This window comes from Hymenobacter coalescens, from assembly GCF_054783195.1.
The window spans coordinates 507022-523158 of record NZ_BAAGRA010000016.1 but is presented as its reverse complement, the minus strand read 5'-3'; the positions used below and the strand labels follow the sequence as shown (position 1 = coordinate 523158).

16 protein-coding genes are annotated in these 16137 nt (G+C 63.4%); 7 read left to right on the top strand and 9 right to left on the bottom strand.

Features of this window, described 5'->3' with window-relative positions:
• The first annotated feature begins 24 nt into the window (after positions 1–24).
• The 3 genes from ACYVKQ_RS13650 to ACYVKQ_RS13640 all read left to right on the top strand — a co-directional run bounded on the left by ACYVKQ_RS13650 (position 25) and on the right by ACYVKQ_RS13640 (position 2156).
• Positions 25–963, top strand: coding sequence for a D-2-hydroxyacid dehydrogenase (locus tag ACYVKQ_RS13650; RefSeq protein ID WP_460675898.1), 939 nt, complete (start codon positions 25–27; stop codon positions 961–963).
• Positions 964–1070: 107 nt separating this feature from the next.
• Positions 1071–1718 (top strand): YARHG domain-containing protein, encoded by a 648-nt coding sequence (locus ACYVKQ_RS13645; protein WP_460675897.1) that lies wholly within the window; start codon positions 1071–1073, stop codon positions 1716–1718.
• Positions 1719–1892: 174 nt separating this feature from the next.
• Positions 1893–2156: a Kazal-type serine protease inhibitor family protein gene (locus tag ACYVKQ_RS13640; RefSeq protein WP_460675896.1), complete on the top strand. Its 264-nt coding sequence runs from the start codon at positions 1893–1895 to the stop codon at positions 2154–2156.
• An 83-nt stretch (positions 2157–2239) separates the two neighbouring features.
• Here ACYVKQ_RS13640 and ACYVKQ_RS13635 read toward each other — a convergent pair whose 3' ends face one another.
• The 9 genes from ACYVKQ_RS13635 to ACYVKQ_RS13595 all read right to left on the bottom strand — a co-directional run bounded on the left by ACYVKQ_RS13635 (position 2240) and on the right by ACYVKQ_RS13595 (position 11753).
• Positions 2240–3067: an enoyl-ACP reductase FabI gene (locus ACYVKQ_RS13635; RefSeq protein WP_460676077.1), complete on the bottom strand. Its 828-nt coding sequence runs from the start codon at positions 3065–3067 to the stop codon at positions 2240–2242.
• A 232-nt stretch (positions 3068–3299) separates the two neighbouring features.
• The gene (gene recN / locus ACYVKQ_RS13630) at positions 3300–4979 is read right to left on the bottom strand and encodes a DNA repair protein RecN (protein WP_460675895.1); all 1680 of its coding nucleotides are present in this window, start codon (positions 4977–4979) and stop codon (positions 3300–3302) included.
• Positions 4980–5277: 298 nt separating this feature from the next.
• On the bottom strand, positions 5278–6213 hold the full coding sequence (gene porD / locus ACYVKQ_RS13625) for a type IX secretion system protein PorD (protein WP_460675894.1): 936 nt from the start codon (positions 6211–6213) through the stop codon (positions 5278–5280).
• Positions 6203–6862, bottom strand: coding sequence for a phosphopantothenoylcysteine decarboxylase domain-containing protein (locus tag ACYVKQ_RS13620; RefSeq protein ID WP_460675893.1), 660 nt, complete (start codon positions 6860–6862; stop codon positions 6203–6205). Before ACYVKQ_RS13620 ends, porD begins: the two co-directional genes overlap by 11 nt.
• Positions 6863–7004: 142 nt before the next feature.
• Positions 7005–7553: a flavoprotein gene (locus ACYVKQ_RS13615; RefSeq protein WP_460675892.1), complete on the bottom strand. Its 549-nt coding sequence runs from the start codon at positions 7551–7553 to the stop codon at positions 7005–7007.
• A 24-nt stretch (positions 7554–7577) separates the two neighbouring features.
• Entirely contained in the window at positions 7578–7919 is a 342-nt protein-coding gene (locus ACYVKQ_RS13610) for a DNA-directed RNA polymerase subunit omega (RefSeq protein ID WP_078014631.1), read from the bottom strand.
• A 116-nt stretch (positions 7920–8035) separates the two neighbouring features.
• Positions 8036–8887 (bottom strand): outer membrane protein assembly factor BamD, encoded by an 852-nt coding sequence (locus tag ACYVKQ_RS13605; RefSeq protein WP_460675891.1) that lies wholly within the window; start codon positions 8885–8887, stop codon positions 8036–8038.
• Between the two features lie 147 nt (positions 8888–9034).
• Positions 9035–10768, bottom strand: a complete 1734-nt coding sequence (locus tag ACYVKQ_RS13600) for an OstA-like protein (RefSeq protein WP_460675890.1) — start codon at positions 10766–10768, stop codon at positions 9035–9037.
• Between the two features lie 28 nt (positions 10769–10796).
• Positions 10797–11753 carry a glycerophosphodiester phosphodiesterase gene (locus ACYVKQ_RS13595; RefSeq protein ID WP_460675889.1) on the bottom strand — a complete coding sequence of 319 codons (957 nt, stop codon included), beginning with the start codon at positions 11751–11753 and terminating at the stop codon, positions 10797–10799.
• A 159-nt stretch (positions 11754–11912) separates the two neighbouring features.
• On the opposite strand from ACYVKQ_RS13595, the gene tilS reads away from it, so the two are divergent.
• The 4 genes from tilS (at position 11913) to ACYVKQ_RS13575 (ending at position 16099) form a co-directional block, all read left to right on the top strand.
• Positions 11913–13247 carry a tRNA lysidine(34) synthetase TilS gene (gene tilS, locus ACYVKQ_RS13590; RefSeq protein WP_460675888.1) on the top strand — a complete coding sequence of 445 codons (1335 nt, stop codon included), beginning with the start codon at positions 11913–11915 and terminating at the stop codon, positions 13245–13247.
• Between the two features lie 289 nt (positions 13248–13536).
• Positions 13537–13959: a hypothetical protein gene (locus tag ACYVKQ_RS13585; RefSeq protein ID WP_460675887.1), complete on the top strand. Its 423-nt coding sequence runs from the start codon at positions 13537–13539 to the stop codon at positions 13957–13959.
• A gap of 346 nt (positions 13960–14305) precedes the next feature.
• A complete protein-coding gene (gene mdh, locus ACYVKQ_RS13580) occupies positions 14306–15256 on the top strand; it encodes a malate dehydrogenase (RefSeq protein WP_460675886.1) in 951 nt (316 codons plus the stop codon).
• Between the two features lie 132 nt (positions 15257–15388).
• Positions 15389–16099: a DNA alkylation repair protein gene (locus tag ACYVKQ_RS13575; protein ID WP_460675885.1), complete on the top strand. Its 711-nt coding sequence runs from the start codon at positions 15389–15391 to the stop codon at positions 16097–16099.
• Positions 16100–16137: the final 38 nt, after the last annotated feature.

The window sequence follows — 16137 nt, the reverse complement described above, 5'->3', positions numbered from 1 at the left end:
GCGCGGCCCCTGTTCCCCCTGCCCATGCACCTGTTTGTCTACTCCCTGCTCGACGACGCAGCCCGCGCGTACCTGCTGGCCGGCCTGCCCGCCGACATGACCCCGACGTTTCGCTCCGACCTGCCCGACGAAGCCGCTCAGCGCGCAGCCTTTCAACAAGCTCATATTCTGCTGGGCAACCCGCCGCCTGCTTGGTTTGCCGCAGGAGCACCGCCCCGCCTGCGGTTCTGGCAGATTGATTCGGCCGGCTTTGAGCGGTACCAGCACCTGCCGCTGCAAGTACCGGTGGCCAACGTCGGCGATTTTTTTGCCTGGCCCTGCGCCGAAACCATCGTGGCCGGCGTGCTGGCGCAGTACCGCCACCTCAACGAGCTGGCCGTGCTGCAGCACGCCGGGCAGTGGGCGGGCGCGGCCGTTCGCAAAAAGCTGCGCCTGCTGCGCGGGCAGCGCGTGCTTATCCTGGGCGCCGGCGCCATTGCCCTGGCCGTGCGCGAGCAGCTCTCCGGCTTCCGCTGCCAGGTGCAGCTGCTGGCCCGCACCAATGCGCGGGCCCAGCTTCACTCCCGGGCGGAGCTGCTGGCGGCCCTTCCGTACACCGACCTGGTCATCAACTGCCTGCCCGGTAGCGCGGAGGGCTTTTTCGACGCTGAGCTGATCGGGGCCATGGCCCCCGGCAGCGTGTACGCCAGCGTGGGCCGCGGCAACACCACCGACGAGCCGGCCCTGATAGCCGCCCTGCGGGCCGGCGCCCTCGGCGGGGCCGTGCTCGACGTGACGGCGCAGGAGCCCTTGCCCGCCGACCACCCGCTGTGGACCATGCCGCAGGTGCTGCTCACCCAGCACACCGCCGGCGGCCAGCCTCATGAAGATGCGGGCAAGGTCGATATTCTGCTGCGCAACTGGGACCGGGTACGCCAGGGCCTGCCGCCCGAAAATCTCGTGCAGCTGGCCCGCGGCTATTGAGCTTGGGAGGGCGTAGTTGGCCGGCTCCACCCGCCCCCAGTCGTGAAAATCTGATCATCCTGCCCCTACTGACCCTTAGCCTGCCCGGCCGCGCGCAGCCAACCGTGGTGGGCGTTGAGCTGATTGACGCCAAGGCCATCCGCAGCTGGGTGGAAAAGGATGCCCGAGCCTACGCCGGGGTTTATCACTTCGGCCTGTCGGAGGCCGAGTCCGATTTTGTGCTTTGCGTGGAGCCGGGGCTGATTACGGCGCAGATTACGGGCGGTCAATGGTCCGAGGACGGGAAGCAATGGCTGTCCAGCGTCCAAAACCTGCGGAACGTGCGCATCGTCGGCAATAAGCTTACCGCCGACCAGCTCAGCGGCGACTTTGTTCGCTTTCGGGCCACCGACGGGGCCGTCCGCACGGGGCTGCGCGTACGCCAGCCCTGGAGCCCGTCCACGGAAAAAGGTGCCGTGGAAGTCGGCCCGTGGTCCGCTGCGCTGGCCACGCACTTCGACATGGACTTCGGGGTTGCTTCGTTCCGGCTGCTAACACCGGCCGATCTGCAGGGACTGAGCAAGCTGGAGCTGACGCTGATGCGCAACGGGGTGTTTGCGCGTTACGGCCTGCGGTTTGCCCCCGGCGGCGCTATGGACCAGCACTTTCGGCGGCAGGATTGGTACACCCCGCAGCACCACGACGTGGCTGCCTTCCTCACCGAAATCGAGCGGCGCAACGTGGCACTGATCCGCCAGCGGGAAGCCGCTCTTTAAAGCCCCGGGCACCGAAAGCTCCGTGCGGTAGCTGCTGGCCGCGGCTGCACCTCCGGCTTCGTGAGCGAGGCCGCCGACCTTTTATATTGGGCCGGGCGCCGGCAGCTTGTATCCGGATATATTCCTATTATATTGGTAACGCAATATTTTTCCACCTTCCACAACCAGTACCCTATGAAAACCGTGAAAACCTTCGCTCTGCTTGCCCTGCTGGGTCTGGCTTCGGCCTGCAGCAAGGAAGAGGCTGCCCCGGCCGCCGCGCCGACCGCCGCGTCGACCAGCAACGTGAAAGTCGACCCCGGCTACGACTGCCTCGACGTGTACGATCCGGTGTGTGGCAGCGACGGCAACACCTACAGCAACGCCTGCTACGCCCACCGGGCCGGGGTAACGTCCTACACCCGCGGCGCCTGCGGCGGTGGTGGCGGCGCCATCTAGCTCACGCACTTCACGCCCATTGCATCATAAAAACGCCCGGCTCCGCGAGGAGTCGGGCGTTTTCGTGCGGCAGGCGCTCAGACTTAAGCTTCCTTGGAGGCTTGCGTAACGACTTCCACCATAGCTTCCGAGATGCCCGTGGTGCTGAAGCCGCCGTCGTGCATGAGGTTCTGCATGGTCACGAAGCGCGTCAGGTCCGAAAACAGCGACACGCAGTAGTCGGCGCAAGCTTCAGCTGGGGCGTTGCCCAGGGGCGAGAGGCGGTCGGCGTACTCGTAGAACGCGTCGAAGCCGCTGATGCCGGTGCCGGCCGTGGTCTTGGTGGGCGACTGGCTGATGGTGTTCACGCGCACCTTCTTCAGGGTGCCCAGGCGCTGGCCGTAGCTGCGGGCAATGCTTTCCAGCACGGCTTTGGCCTGCGACATGTCGGTGTAGTCGAGGAAGGCGCGCTGAGCGGCGATGTACGACAGGGCCACCACCGAGCCCCACTCGTTCAGGGCATCCTGCTTCTCGGCTACGTGCAGCATCTTGTGAAACGACAGCGCCGAGATGTCCAGGGTTTTCTGGAACCAGTCGTAGTTCAGCTCCCCGTAGTGCTTGCCCTTGCGGATGTTCGGGCTCATGCCGATGGAGTGGAGCACGAAATCTATCTTGCCACCGAGTTGCTCCACGGCGCCGCTGAATACCTTTTCCAAGTCTTCGACCACCGTTGCGTCGGCCGGGATGATGGGGGCCGAGCACAGTTCCGACAGCTTGTTGATTTCGCCCATGCGCATGGCAAGGGGCGCGTTGCTGAGCACGAACGTGGCGCCTTCCTCGTGGCAGCGCAGGGCTACTTTCCACGCAATGGATTGTTCGTTGAGCGCGCCGAAGATGATGCCGCGCTTACCGGCGAGCAGGTTGTTGGCCATAAAACCGAGTTGAGTCGAGTCGTCGAAGGGAAAAGGAACGGGCAAAAATAGGAGTTCGGGCCGAAGTGCGGCCCGAATGAAAGAACGTCACTCCGCGCTTGCCGGGGAATCCCGCGTGCAAGCGCCAGGTGGTTGACGTCTCGTCAGACGAAAACAGTACCACCGGACGCCCGCACGCAACCGCCCTCGACAAGCGCGGAATGACGTTCTATCGGACGCTTTCCCTAGCCGCTTATGCCGCCACCAAGTCGCTTTCCCCGCGCAGGGCCAACAGCTCCCGCGCACTCTGCACAGCGTTTTCGCTGGGTCGGGCGCCCGAAATCATCTGCGCGATTTCGCGGATGCGCTCCTCCTCCGTCAGGCGGCGAATGCGGCTGACGGTACGGTCGGCGCGGTCTTCCTTGTAGACGAAGAAGTGCGTGTCGCCGGCCGCGGCCATCTGCGGCAGGTGCGAAATAGCCACCAACTGATGCTTCTTGGCCATTTGCTGCATCATGCGGCCCACTTTCACCGCTATTTCCCCGCTGATACCGGTGTCGATTTCGTCGAATACAATGGTGGGCAGGGCGGTTTTGTCGGCCAGCAGGTACTTCACGCACAGCATGAGGCGCGAGAATTCCCCGCCCGAGGCGGCCTTGCTCAGCGTCTGCGGCTGGGCGCCTTTGTTGGCCGTAAAGAGCAGGCTGATGACGTCGGTGCCGGATACGGCGGGCTGCCCGGCGCTGTGCTGCACCAGCAGGCGGGCGTTGGGCATGCCCAGTTCGGCCAGCAGTTCGGCCAGTTCCCGCTCGAACTGCGGGAAGGCCCGGCGGCGCTGTTCGGAAAGGTGGGCCGCGCGCTTGTTCACCGTGGCCAGCGCGCCCTCGGCGTCGCGGCGCAGGCGGCTGATTTCCTTATCCAAGTTCAGCACCGAGCCCACTTTGCGCTGCAGTTCGTCGCGCACGGCCAGCAGGGCGGCCACGTCGCGTACCTGATGCTTGCGCTGCAGGTTGTAGAGCACCGTCAGGCGCTGTTGCAGCTCGTCGAGGCGCAGCGGGTCGGCTTCGGTGCGCTGCTCGGCCTGCTCGGCTTCGTCGGCCACGTCGCGCAGCTCAATCAGGCAGCTGTCGACGCGCTCCTTGAGCTGCCGCGCGGCCTCGGAGTAGCCGGCCACCTGCCCGAGCATGAGGCTGGCTTCCTTCAGCGCCCCGACAGCACAGTACTCGCCCTCCGAAAGGCTCTGCAGGGCATATCCCAGCTTGAGCTTAATTTCTTCGGCGTGCTCCAGCTGCTTGATTTCCTGTTCCAGCACGTCCTGATCCTCGCCGTCGAGCTTGGCGTCTTCCAGCTCGCTGAACAGGAAGCTGTGGTAGTCGAGCTCCTTGTTGGCTTGGGCCACCTGATCTTCCAGAGCCTTCAGATCGGCCGACAGCTTGCGGTACTGCCGAAATGCCGTGGCGTACTGGGTGCGCGTGGGCACCAGGCCGGCGTAGAGGTCGATGAGGTTGAGCTGAAACACCGGGTCGCCGAGCAGCAGCGTATCGTGCTGCGAGTGGATGTCCATCAGGTTCGCCCCGATCTTGCGCAGCGTTTCCACCGTCACCGGCGTGTCGTTCACGAATGCGCGCGACTTGCCGGTAGGCGCTATTTCGCGGCGCAGGATGCACTGCGCGTCGTAGTCGAGGTCTTCGGCTTGGAAGATGTCCTGCAGCTGGTAGCCTGAAATATCAAACTGCCCCTCAATCACGCACTTACGGTCGGTATTGAAGAGCAGCTTGGAGTCGGCGCGGTTGCCCAGCAGCAGCCCAATGGCCCCGAGCATGATGGATTTGCCGGCGCCGGTTTCGCCGGTGATGATATTGAGCAGGGCCGATGGTCGAAGCTCCAGGGATTCGATCAGGGCGTAGTTCTGAATGCGGAGGTCAACCAGCATAGGAAGCGTTGGTTGCGTGAGGTGAATAAACTAGCCAACCCCGCACCCCGGTCAAGCCGGCGCGGATCAGCCGTTTACAAACCTACTAAATGATTTAGCACAACCGCAAGCACCTCCCCCAACCAACTTAGCACCTTGCTAACCTAATCCGCGTTGCTGCCCCCTCCCGCTGCGATAAATAATTTTTGCGCTCTGCCGCCGGTAGCATGTGTTAGCCCTGTTGCCGAGTGCAGAAACTTCCCAGCACAACGAAGCCCGCGCCGAATGGCGCGGGCTTCGTTGTGCTGGGGCATATCAGCTATTTGTTCTGCACTATCACCTGGTACTTGGCCGAGTTGGTTGGGTCAACTTCCTGCAGCAAGGCCAGCACGCCCTGCTTCTGATCAGCTGAAGTGCTACCGCGGTACAGGTTGGCGAGGTCGTCGGCCTTGGCTTCGAAAAAGGCTTTGATCAGCGTGGAGCCGGGCCGGCGCTGGGCCGCTTGCTGCACGCCCTGCAGCGCGGTAAAGATGGCGGTGCGGGCTTCCTCCGGCTTCTGAATGAACACGTCCAAGCCCTGCCGGTAATAGGCGTACGAGGCCGTGCGCAGGGCTTCCAGCTGTGGGTCCTGCAGGCCGCTCAGCAGCCAGTAGCGGCTGCGCTGGTCCCGCTTGCCGCTTTCGCGCCAGCCCTCGTCGCCGTCCTGGTTCTGCACGGCCGCCTGCATGATGTTGCGGGCCCGGTCGAAGGTGCGCGAGCCGCCCAGCGGAGCGAAGCTGTCCTGATCCATGCCGATGATGGTCAGGGCGTAAAAACTCAGCAGAGAGGAGAGGTTGTTGACGTAGGAATTCTCCGAAAAGTCGAGGGGCTGGCCGGGCAGGTAGGTGAATTTCCACGTTTCAGCGTAGGTCAGCAGCGTACTCTCGAAGCTGGTGCCGTACACCGGGCGCCGGCTGAATATGCGGGCCGTGGCCTGGTACTGCCCGTTGGCCGGAATGGCCGTGATGCCCACGTAAATCGTGCAGTCGATGCGCTCCGAGGGCTTGTACACGTCGTTGGTCCAGCGGCGGCTGTTGATGAAGTTGCGAATGTCCGTCTCCATCGAAGTGAGCAGTTGCCGGTCGGTGATGGTCACGTTCTCGGCTTTCACCTCCACTTTGGCGTTTAGCTCCTGAGCCACCGCGCGGCGGCCGGTCAGGGCCGTGAGCGAAGTCAGCAGAAGGCCAAGCCAGAGGAAAGTACGGTTAGGCAACATGGGGCTGGAGGCGGGCTAATATGGCAGAAACGATGTCGCGGGCTACGTCGGCTTTGGGCTTCAACTCAAAAGTAGTGACCTGGTCGGCTTCCACGAGGGTAATCTTGTTGGTGTCGTGGCGGAAGCCAGCCCCCGCGTCGCGCAGGGAGTTCAGCACCACCAGGTCGAAGCCCTTGCGCCGCAGCTTATCCTGGGCGTGGCGCAGCTCGTCCTGCGTCTCCAACGCAAAACCCACCGAAAATTGTTCAGGCCGCTTGGTCTGACCCAGCGTAGCGGCGATGTCGACGTTCTTCACCAGCTCGATGGTCAGCGTCTCGTCCGTTCCATCGTCGCGCTTCTTGATCTTCTCGGCGGCCACGGTGCGGGGGCGGTAATCGGCTACGGCCGCGGCAAACACCCACACGTCGGCCTGCGGCGCTACGGCGGCGGCGGCCTCGTACATCTGCTGGGCCGTTTGCACCGGCACCACCCGTACGCGCGGGTGACTGATGGTCTGACTCGTCGGGCCGCTCACCAGCGTCACCTGCCAGCCTTTTTCGGCAAACTCCGCCGCCAACGCAAAGCCCATCTTGCCGGTGGAGTGGTTGCCAATGAAGCGCACCGGATCGATGGGCTCGTAGGTGGGGCCGGCGGTGAGCAGAACGCGCATAGGGCAGAACGATTAAATCAGGCTGTCATGTCGAACTTGTCGAGACATCTCGCATGCTGATGCCCGATAGTAATCCTTTCGCTTGAGGAGAAGTTTACCCGGGCGAGATGTCTCGACGAGCTCGACATGACGTTCAATGAGATTAAGCAGCAAAAAACGCCTCCAGCACCCGCACAATGTCTTCGGGCTCGAGCATGCGCCCGGGGCCGGTGAGGCCGCTGGCCAGCTCGCCGGCAGGCGAGTCGAGCACTTGCACGCCGTCCTGGCGCAGCTGCGCCAGGTTGCGCTGGGTAGCCGGATGCTGGTACATGTCCAGGTCCATGGCCGGGGCGACGAGCGTGGGGCAGCGCGCCGAGAGGTACACGGCCGTGAGCAAGTTGGGGCACAGGCCCTGGGCCAGAGCCGCCAAGGTGTTGGCGCTGGCCGGCGCGATGAGCAGCGCATCGGCCCAGAGGCCCAGCTCGACGTGGTTGTGCCAGAGGCCGCCGGCTTCGTCTTTGATGAAGCCCTGCAGCACCGGCCGCTTGGCCAGGGTAGCCAGGGTCAGGGGCGTCACAAAAGCCGAAGCCGAGGGCGTCAGGATAACCTGCACCTCGGCTTCGGCTTTGATGAGCAGCCGCACCAGGGCGGCCGACTTATAGGCGGCAATGCTGCCGCTTACGCCCAGCACAATGCGGCGATTGGCCAGCATAACGGCTTCGGGCTGGATGGTAAATTACTCGGCTTTCTCGGCCGTGGGCTCCTCCAGCTCGGGCGTGCGGAAGGTTACTTTGCCTTCCAGGAACTCCTCGATGGCCAGGTTCGTGGGCTTGGGCAGCCGCTCGTAGTGCTTGCTGATTTCGATCTGCTCGCGGTTCTCAAACACCTCTTCGAGGTTGTCGACCGTGGTAGCAAACTCCGACAGCTTGCCGTTCAGCTCTTCCTTCAGCTTCACCGAAATCTGGTTGGCGCGCTTCGAAATGATGGCAATCGACTCGTACACGTTGCCGGTTTCGTTGACGAAATCCGACAGGTTGCGCGTAACGATGGAAGCAGGAACGTTGCTCGGGACTTTCATAGGATGTGAATGGTCAAATGGCTGAATGGTTAAAGTGTTAAATGGCTGAATGGCCCCGAACGGGCCACTGCAGAACGACCAGCCATTTAGCCGTTAGGCAATTTAACCATTTAAAATCAGTTGGTGGCGGCCGGGGCAGCGGTGTTGGCCGCGCCAGTGGCCGCCGGGTGCTCCTTCAGGAAGCGCTGAGCCGCGTCGTAGTACGCCTCGGCCTCCTTCAGGTTTTTGCTTTGCGGGAAGGCGTCCACGAAGGCCTGGTACAGGGCCACCGTCTCCAGGTAACGGTCGCGCTGTTTCTCTTCCACGCTTTCCTTGGCCAGCTCGTGCTGCGACACCACGCGCAGGTAGGCAGCCTCCTCGCCGTACACCGACGAGGGGTACTGTTGCTGGAAGGTATTCAGGGCCACCACGGCCGACTGGTAGTAGCGCAGCGAGTAGTAGAGCTTCGCGCCTTCGAAGGCCTTCACCTCCATCTTCTTCTGCAGCTCGTTGGACATGCTCTCGGCCTCCGAGCGGAATTTGCTTTCCGGCCGGCGGTTCAGGAAGTCCTGGATGGCGGCCACGGCCTGTACCGTGTTGGTTTGGTCCAGCTCATACTCCGGCGAGTCCTTGAACAGCGACTTGGCGTGCATGAACTCGGCTTCCTCAGCGAAGGGCGAGGTGGGGTACACCGTCGCAAACTGGTCGAAGTAGTAGGCGCTGAGCGTGTAGTTACGCTGGCGGAAGTTGGTGTGGGCGAAGTAGAATTCGGCCTTTTCGGCTTCCGGGCGGCCCTTCAGCAGCGGAATCAACGGCTCGAGCAAGGCACCGGCTTTGTAGTAGTCGTGCTTGTTCTCGTAGTAGTCGATGGCCGCGGTGTAGCGCTTGCTCACGTCGGTGCTTTTCAGCAGCTTTTGGTAGGAGCTGCAGGCCCCGAGCAACAGGGTGCTGAGCAGCAGGGCAACAACGTGGAGACGGATTACGGACATAAGGAGGGCAAAGGTAAGTATTTGGGGCGGGCGGCGCAAAGCCGCTCAAGGCCAGGAGGCCGGGCAGCCGCCAAAGGTTGCGCCCGGGGCTAACACGGCGGCCGCGCGTTTAGTGCGCGGCCACCCGCCAACGCTGGCTGCGTGCGTTTAGCGCCTGGGCAGGGCCGCGGCTGGCTTGGCCGGGACCGGCTTCGGGGCAGGCTTGGGCACCGGTTTGGCTTTGGCAGGCGCTTTCGGGGTCGGTTTGGCGGTTTTGCCCCTGGTCGGCGCTTTGGTCGTTTTTGCTTTGGACTTGGCTTTCGGCTTGGCTTTTTTCAGCACCGTGAAGTGCTTGCCCAGCACCTGCCGGCGCGTCGGCTTCTGGGCGATGAGCCACTGAAAGCCTTTGAGCTTTTCGTCCTCGGGCTTTAGCTCGTGGGGCGGAATAAAGCTGGCGTCGGGGTTGGTCAGAAAGCTGATGGTCTGCAGCTTGCTCTCGGCGAAGCGCAGCACCATGTTGGCCGACACGGCCTTGTTCAGGCCGGTGGTAGCCGTGTCATTTTCAAGGGCGTAGTAGAGGCTTTCGGCGTTGCCGAGCACGTTCACCTTGCGCAGCTTGCTGTCCTGAAAGTACGCCACCATGTTGCGGCCCTTCACCTGGTTGAAGTTCAACAGCGTGTCCTGGCCCACGATAAACGAGTTGGCGTACAGCCGCATCTGGTCGATCTTCTGCCGCCGCAGCCGGATTTCCATCGAATCGGCCGTGAGCTGGTTTTTGTCGTTCCACAGCACCGGATTGGTGTTCAGGTAAATGACGGAGTCGCGGCGGTTGTAGGTGAGCGAGTCGCAGCGGCCCTGCAGCTCCCCGCGCCAGATCTTCACTTTGCGGTAGGCGTAGACGATGCCGGGGTCGGTTTCCGAGCGGGTTTCCACGTTTACCAGCGTGTCGGCGGCCAGGTAGAGCGTGTCGCCGTCAGCAATGTTGCGCATCACCGGCGAGCCGTACACCTTGGCCTTGCCCAGCCCGCGCCAGTAGCGTCCCACGTCGCCGCGGATAACCACGTTGTCCTTCTTGGCGGTCATCGACACGTTGCCGGTGGCCACGCCGTACTGCCGCGTCTCGTCGTAGATGAGCTTGTCGCCGCCGAGCAGGTAGTTGGGCGTTTCGATCTTGGCGTTGCGCTGGAAGTCGGATACCCGCGTACGGGTGTTGTACGTACCCTTCTCGGCGTAAATGTTGCCCTGCTTGCCCACGATGCGCGTCGGGCCGAAGAAGTAGGCCACCTTCGACTGCGTGTTGTACTGCAGCGTGTCGTTGGTGATGGTGTAGTCGCGCGTGACGAGCTTCACGTTGGTGCGGAAGCTGAACACCTGGGTTTCGGTGTTGTAGTAGCCGCGCTGCGAGTCCAGGGTGTTTTCGGGGTCGGTGAGGTGGCCGCCGGAGCTGTAGAACGCCGTTTTGCGGTTCAGGTCGTAGTCCAGCGTCTGGGTGGTCAGCGTCATGCGCGGGTCGCGCATCACCACGTTGCCGGTCATGCGGGCCGAGCGTTTGTCGCCGTCGTAAAAGCCCCGGTCGCCGGTGATGGTGATGGTGTCGTTCTGCACCACGCGCACGTTGCTGAAGGCCTCGATGGCGTTGCGGTCGACGTACTGGTAGGCCGAGTCGCAGTACAGCAGCGCGTCGCCCTGCCGAAAGCTCACGTTGTTGATCAGCTTGCGGATCTGCTGGCCGTTGAAGGAGCCGCCGAGCAGCACGCCCGCGCCGGGCAGCAGCTCGATGCGCTGGCCCTTGGGCGGCGTCTGACCCTTGGCCGCGGGGCGCGTGGGAGTGGGCTGCTGGGCCTGCGCCAGGGGCGCGGTCAGCAGCGAGAACAGCAGGAATACGAGAATTCGGAGGCGCATGCGGGGCAAAAGTACGGAACCCGCCGCCCTAACGCATGCGCGCCGCGTTTGGTGCGCCGCCCACGCCCGGCCGGCCCTCGGTGCCGTGGCGTGCAGGTGCCCCGAGCAGGCGCAGCAGCGCTGGCACGTTGTCGACTTCGATGGCATCGGGGCGGCAGGCCAGCAGGCGCCGGATGGCCCTAGGCGAGCGGCCTCCGAACACCACCACCTGCAAGCCCTGCCGCCGCGCCTGCGTCGTGCGCTCCGGCGTGATGACGTACTTGGAGAGCACCACCGCCTCCACGCCAGTCTGCCGGGCCAGCGCCAGCCGCTCGTCGAACCGGTCGGTGATTTCCAGCCCCAGTGCCGCACCGGGCAACTCCCGCCGCAGCGCCGGCAGCGACTCCGCGTGCTCGGTGAGCAGCAGCAGGCGCTCCGTCGGCACGCGGTGGCGGCGCAGCACGCGGCCCAGCGCCCGCACCAGGGCCGGCGAGCGAACGTAAGGCGTTGCGGGCGTGGCGCCGTCGTGTTCGTGGAGGTCGAGGTGGAGCAGCGGGAACGAGGGGCGCTGGGCCAACTCGGTCAGCAGCTCGTCCAAGGTGGCTATTCGTTCGTTTTGAAACCAGTCGTAGGGCCAGCCGCCGCGGTAGCGCAGCTGCGTCAGCTCGGCGGCCGGGCGCTGGCTGATGTAGCCCGTGGCGTCGGTGCGGTTGGTCAGGTCCAGGTCGTGGTAGAGCACGGGCACGCTGTCCTGGCTAAGCTGCACATCGATTTCGACGCCCGCCGCGCCGCGGTCCAGGGCCTGCCGCACGCCGGCCAGGCTGCTCGGCGGCAGCGGATTAAACGGATTCAGCGGCGTGAAGAACCCCGACCCGGCGTGGCCGAGCACCTGCGGCCCGCTCCCTATGATCTGACGCGCCGCGCGGCGCTCCGGCCGGGCGCAGGCCGCCAGCAGCGTCAGCAGCCCCAGCACGCCGATAACAACGCTTAGTCTACGTCTGCGCATCGCCCACCACTTCGTTTAAGGCTCATCCCTCGCGCGGCTGCGGCCACAACCACTACTGCCTGTACTGTTTAAGGCCGGAGCGGGTTTTGGACCGCCAGGGGCACCGGCTTTGCGCGGGCCGCGCCCTACCTTTGCCGCGGCCATTTGCCTTATTGCTATATGCTTCCCGACCTCGTCCGCCGCTTCGTCACCGAACACCAGCTTTTCGACCCCGCCACCGATCAGGTGCTGGTCGCCGTCAGCGGGGGCCTCGATTCAGTGGTGCTGCTCGACGTGCTACACCGCCTGGGCGTGGGCGTGGCGGTGGCCCACTGCCACTTCGGGCTGCGCGGCGAAGAGGCCGATGCCGACGAGGAATTCGTGCGCAAGCTGGCCAAGAAGTACGGCCTGCCCTACTTCGCCGAATTCTTCGACACCAAGGGCTTTGCCCAGCAGGAGGGCCTCTCCACGCAGATGGCCGCCCGGGTGCTCCGCTACCAGTGGTTTGAGCAGGTGCGCCGCACCCAGGGTCTCGACTACGTAGCCACTGCCCACCACCAGCGCGACGCGGCCGAAACCATGCTGCTGAACCTCACGCACGGCACCGGTCTCGCGGGCTTGCACGGCATCCCGGTGCGCCAGGGCCGGGTGGTGCGCCCGCTGCTGAGCGCCGCCAAGGACGACCTCTACGACTACCTGGTGGAGCACCGCCTGGTGTGGCGCGAGGATGCCAGCAACGACAGCACCCTCTACCAGCGCAACCGCCTACGCCACGACGTGCTGCCCGTGCTCCGCGAGCTAAACCCCAACCTGGACCAGACCCTGCAGCATACCTCCGAGCGCGTGCGCGGGGCCGAGCTGCTGGTGCAACACATGGTGGCCCAAGCCGCCCAGCAGGCCCGCCGCGACGAGCCCGAGGCCGTGTACTTCAATATAGCCGTGCTGCAGGCCACGCCCGCCACGGCCGTGGTGCTCCACGAGCTGCTGCGGCCCTTCCACTTCTCCTGGCTGGTGGTGAAAGACATCGTGGAGTCGCTGCGCGGCATTTCGGGCAAGCAGTTCGAGTCGCCCACCCACCGGCTGGTGAAGGACCGCGACCAGCTCGTCATCACGCCCAAGAACCTGAGCAGCTTCGGCACCTACCAGTGGCCCGAGGGGCAGGCCGAGCTGGCCGTGGAGGGCCTGCGCCTAACGGCCACCGAGCACCCGGCCGCGGGCTTCCAGGTGTCGCGGCAGAAGGACGTGGCCGCCTTCGACCTCGACAAGCTCAAGTTTCCGCTCACGCTGCGCCGCTGGCGCGAGGGCGACTGGTTCATGCCCATCGGCCTGAAGGGAAAGAAGAAGATCAGCGACTTCCTCATCGACCAGAAAGTGCCCCTGAACCTCAAGGACCAAGTGCTGCTGCTCACCGCCGCCGACGGCAAGGTGGCCTGGGTGGTGGGCCAGCGCCCCGACGACCGGTTTAAGGTGACCGAGGAAACGCAGCGCGTGCTGCAGGTGCGGCTGAAGCGGTAAGCGGCGGGGTCTGGTACCGTCTTCACCAATCGCGACTCCCTCGTCCATGTAGAAACGCAACCTATTGCGTCCCTACAAGAGCTGCAATATGGCCAATTAAAGCACGTAATGCTCGATGTATCCCTATAAAACCGAAAGCATTTATTTACTTACCGCTGCCCACTATTCTATGCCAATACTTACGCTGGTCAATAATAAACATAAGCACATTTTGAAAATAATTCAAAATGTGAGTATCATTTGTTTTTCTATATGTTTCCTATTATTCGCGCTCATCAATCCGGACAACGTGGAGCACATTTCTGCAGCCGTATTCATTACAGGGCTGGCCTCGACTGTTCTAATCATACTATCTAGTGTCGCGCTGCTGTACAACCGCAAAATCGGCACCGCAAGTATCAACGATTCGCATATCGACTTATGTATTAATGATAACAAAATGCATTTCCACGTTGAGGAAATTAGCTTCGTTATTGTATCCAGAAGCAGGAAGCTTTTGAGCCCGGATAGCTTACACAAGCTCAATTTCTCCTCAAGTTTTGATAATTACATCGTAATCAATACTACCCAGTCCAAACACGAGTTTATTATCAACAGAAGCAACAATCACATTTTCCAGCAATTCAAAACAACGATTCGCAAGAGCAAACCAATTCTGCTTTGCAACACCTCGGAATTATTGAACCAATTGCTTGACAACAGCTATGCCTGATCCGCTCAGGATCTGCACCAACCGTTGCCGGCGTGTGCCGGCCGTTGTGGCCTGCTTGTGCGGCTTTGCCAAGGTCCACCGCAGATTAGCTAGGCTTGCGCCCAACTCTGCCGCTGCTGCGCACACCCCTGCGACGGGTAAACACGGCAGTTCCCGGCTACCTACTCGTGCCAGCCGTGCTGATCGGCCTGCTTAGCGTGCGCGCTGCCTTGCGGTGATCAACTGGCCTTGAGCGCACCCAACTGACGCTCGGCACCAAAAACTCCCGTCGCATTGCCCCGCCCTATGCACTTGCTGCTTACCTTGCAGACCAGAAACCCGTTTTCAAATTCCCAACGACCACCCCATGAAAGTAACCGTTGTAGGGGCCGGTAACGTAGGCGCCACCTGCGCTGACGTACTCGCCACCCGCGAAATTGCCAACGAAGTAGTGCTGGTTGACATCAAGGAAGGCATTGCCGAAGGCAAGGCCCTCGACATCTGGCAGAAGGCCCCCATCATTGGTTACGACACGCGCACGGTGGGCGTCACCAACGACTACGCCCGCACCGCCGATTCCGACGTGGTGGTCATCACCTCGGGCCTGCCCCGCAAGCCCGGCATGAGCCGCGACGACCTTATTTCCGTCAATGCCGGCATTGTGAAGTCGGTGACCGAGCAGGTGGTGAAATACTCGCCCAACGCCATCATCATCGTGGTATCGAATCCGCTGGACGTGATGACCTACCAGGCGCACCTGACCTCGGGCCTGCCCCGCGAAAAGGTGTTCGGCATGGCCGGCATCCTCGACACGGCCCGCTACCGCGCCTTCCTGGCCGAGGCCCTGAACGTGAGCCCCAAGGACATTCAGGCCGTGCTGATGGGCGGCCACGGCGACACCATGGTGCCCCTGCCCCGCTACACCACCGTGGGCGGCATCCCCGTCACCGAGCTGATCGGCAAGGCTGAGCTGGACGCCATCGTGCAGCGCACCGCCGTGGGTGGCGGCGAACTGGTGAAGCTGATGGGCACCTCGGCTTGGTATGCCCCCGGCGCCGCCGCGGCCCAGATGGTGGAAGCCATCGTGCGCGACCAGCGCCGCGTGTTCCCCGTGTGCATCGAGCTGAAGGGCGAGTACGGCATCGACGGCGTGTACCTGGGCGCTCCGGTTATCCTGGGCAAGAACGGCATCGAGCGCGTGATTGAGCTGCAGCTCAACGACGACGAGAAAGCCCTGCTGGAAACCTCGCGCGGCCACGTGAAAGAGGTAATGGACGCGCTGGACAACCTGGGCAAGACCCAGCCGGCCAACGCCTAAGCAGCTTTAGTTACCGCAGCCTTTCGGGCCGCTCCGCAGTTGTGCGGGGCGGCCCGTTTGTTTTCGGTTTGGCCCAGGCCATCGATGACCATACATTGCTGCGTCGCTCATCACCTACGCCATTCCCTAACCATGTCCATTGCCTCGGCCACCGACCTGCTGGCCCGCATCCACGCCCTGCACGACCCCGGCCGGGCTGAGCTGGTGGCGCGCTTCTTCAAGACCGGTCCCGGCCAGTACGGCGAGGGCGACCGGTTTCTGGGCCTGTCCATGCCCCGGCAGCGGGAGCTGGCCCGCGAGTTTCGCACGCTGCCGCTCGCGGAAGTGGAGCAGCACCTGGTGCGCAGCCCCTGGCACGACTGCCGCTCCATCGGCCTCATCATCTGGACGCTGCAGTTCGCCAAAGCCGGCCCGGCCGGGCAGCAGGAGCTGTACGAGCGGTACCTGGTCAACCGCCGCTTCGTCAACAACTGGGACCTGGTGGACATCACCTGCCCCGCCATTGTGGGCGGCTACCTGCTGAAGCGTGACCGAAGCCCGCTCTACGCGCTGGCTGCCGAAGACCACCTGTGGAGCCAGCGCATGAGCATCGTCTCCACCCTCGCCTTTATTCGCCAGGGCCAATTCGCCGACACCTTCGCCCTGGCCGAACAGCTCCTCCCCCACCGCCACGACCTGATTCACAAGGCCGTGGGCTGGATGCTGCGCGAGGTGGGCAAGCGCAACGAGGAAGCCCTGGAAGAATTTTTAACCGACCACGTCCGGCAGTTGCCGCGCACCACGCTGCGTTACGCCATTGAGCGACTCGCACCGGCGCGGCGGCAGCAGTACCTGCACCAATAACAACGCGGCCCGCCGGAGTGCTCCGACGGGCCGCGTTG

Excerpts from the sequence above, each read along its gene's own strand:
- ACYVKQ_RS13650 (WP_460675898.1), top strand. The coding sequence starts at position 25 with ATGCACCTGTTTGTCTACTCCCTGCTCGACGACGCAGCCCGCGCGTAC.
- ACYVKQ_RS13640 (WP_460675896.1), top strand. The coding sequence starts at position 1,893 with ATGAAAACCGTGAAAACCTTCGCTCTGCTTGCCCTGCTGGGTCTGGCT.
- ACYVKQ_RS13635 (WP_460676077.1), bottom strand. The coding sequence starts at position 3,067 with ATGGCCAACAACCTGCTCGCCGGTAAGCGCGGCATCATCTTCGGCGCG.
- recN (WP_460675895.1), bottom strand. The coding sequence starts at position 4,979 with ATGCTGGTTGACCTCCGCATTCAGAACTACGCCCTGATCGAATCCCTG.
- porD (WP_460675894.1), bottom strand. The coding sequence starts at position 6,213 with ATGTTGCCTAACCGTACTTTCCTCTGGCTTGGCCTTCTGCTGACTTCG.
- ACYVKQ_RS13620 (WP_460675893.1), bottom strand. The coding sequence starts at position 6,862 with ATGCGCGTTCTGCTCACCGCCGGCCCCACCTACGAGCCCATCGATCCG.
- ACYVKQ_RS13615 (WP_460675892.1), bottom strand. The coding sequence starts at position 7,553 with ATGCTGGCCAATCGCCGCATTGTGCTGGGCGTAAGCGGCAGCATTGCC.
- ACYVKQ_RS13610 (WP_078014631.1), bottom strand. The coding sequence starts at position 7,919 with ATGAAAGTCCCGAGCAACGTTCCTGCTTCCATCGTTACGCGCAACCTG.
- ACYVKQ_RS13605 (WP_460675891.1), bottom strand. The coding sequence starts at position 8,887 with ATGTCCGTAATCCGTCTCCACGTTGTTGCCCTGCTGCTCAGCACCCTG.
- ACYVKQ_RS13600 (WP_460675890.1), bottom strand. The coding sequence starts at position 10,768 with ATGCGCCTCCGAATTCTCGTATTCCTGCTGTTCTCGCTGCTGACCGCG.
- ACYVKQ_RS13595 (WP_460675889.1), bottom strand. The coding sequence starts at position 11,753 with ATGCGCAGACGTAGACTAAGCGTTGTTATCGGCGTGCTGGGGCTGCTG.
- tilS (WP_460675888.1), top strand. The coding sequence starts at position 11,913 with ATGCTTCCCGACCTCGTCCGCCGCTTCGTCACCGAACACCAGCTTTTC.
- mdh (WP_460675886.1), top strand. The coding sequence starts at position 14,306 with ATGAAAGTAACCGTTGTAGGGGCCGGTAACGTAGGCGCCACCTGCGCT.
- ACYVKQ_RS13575 (WP_460675885.1), top strand. The coding sequence starts at position 15,389 with ATGTCCATTGCCTCGGCCACCGACCTGCTGGCCCGCATCCACGCCCTG.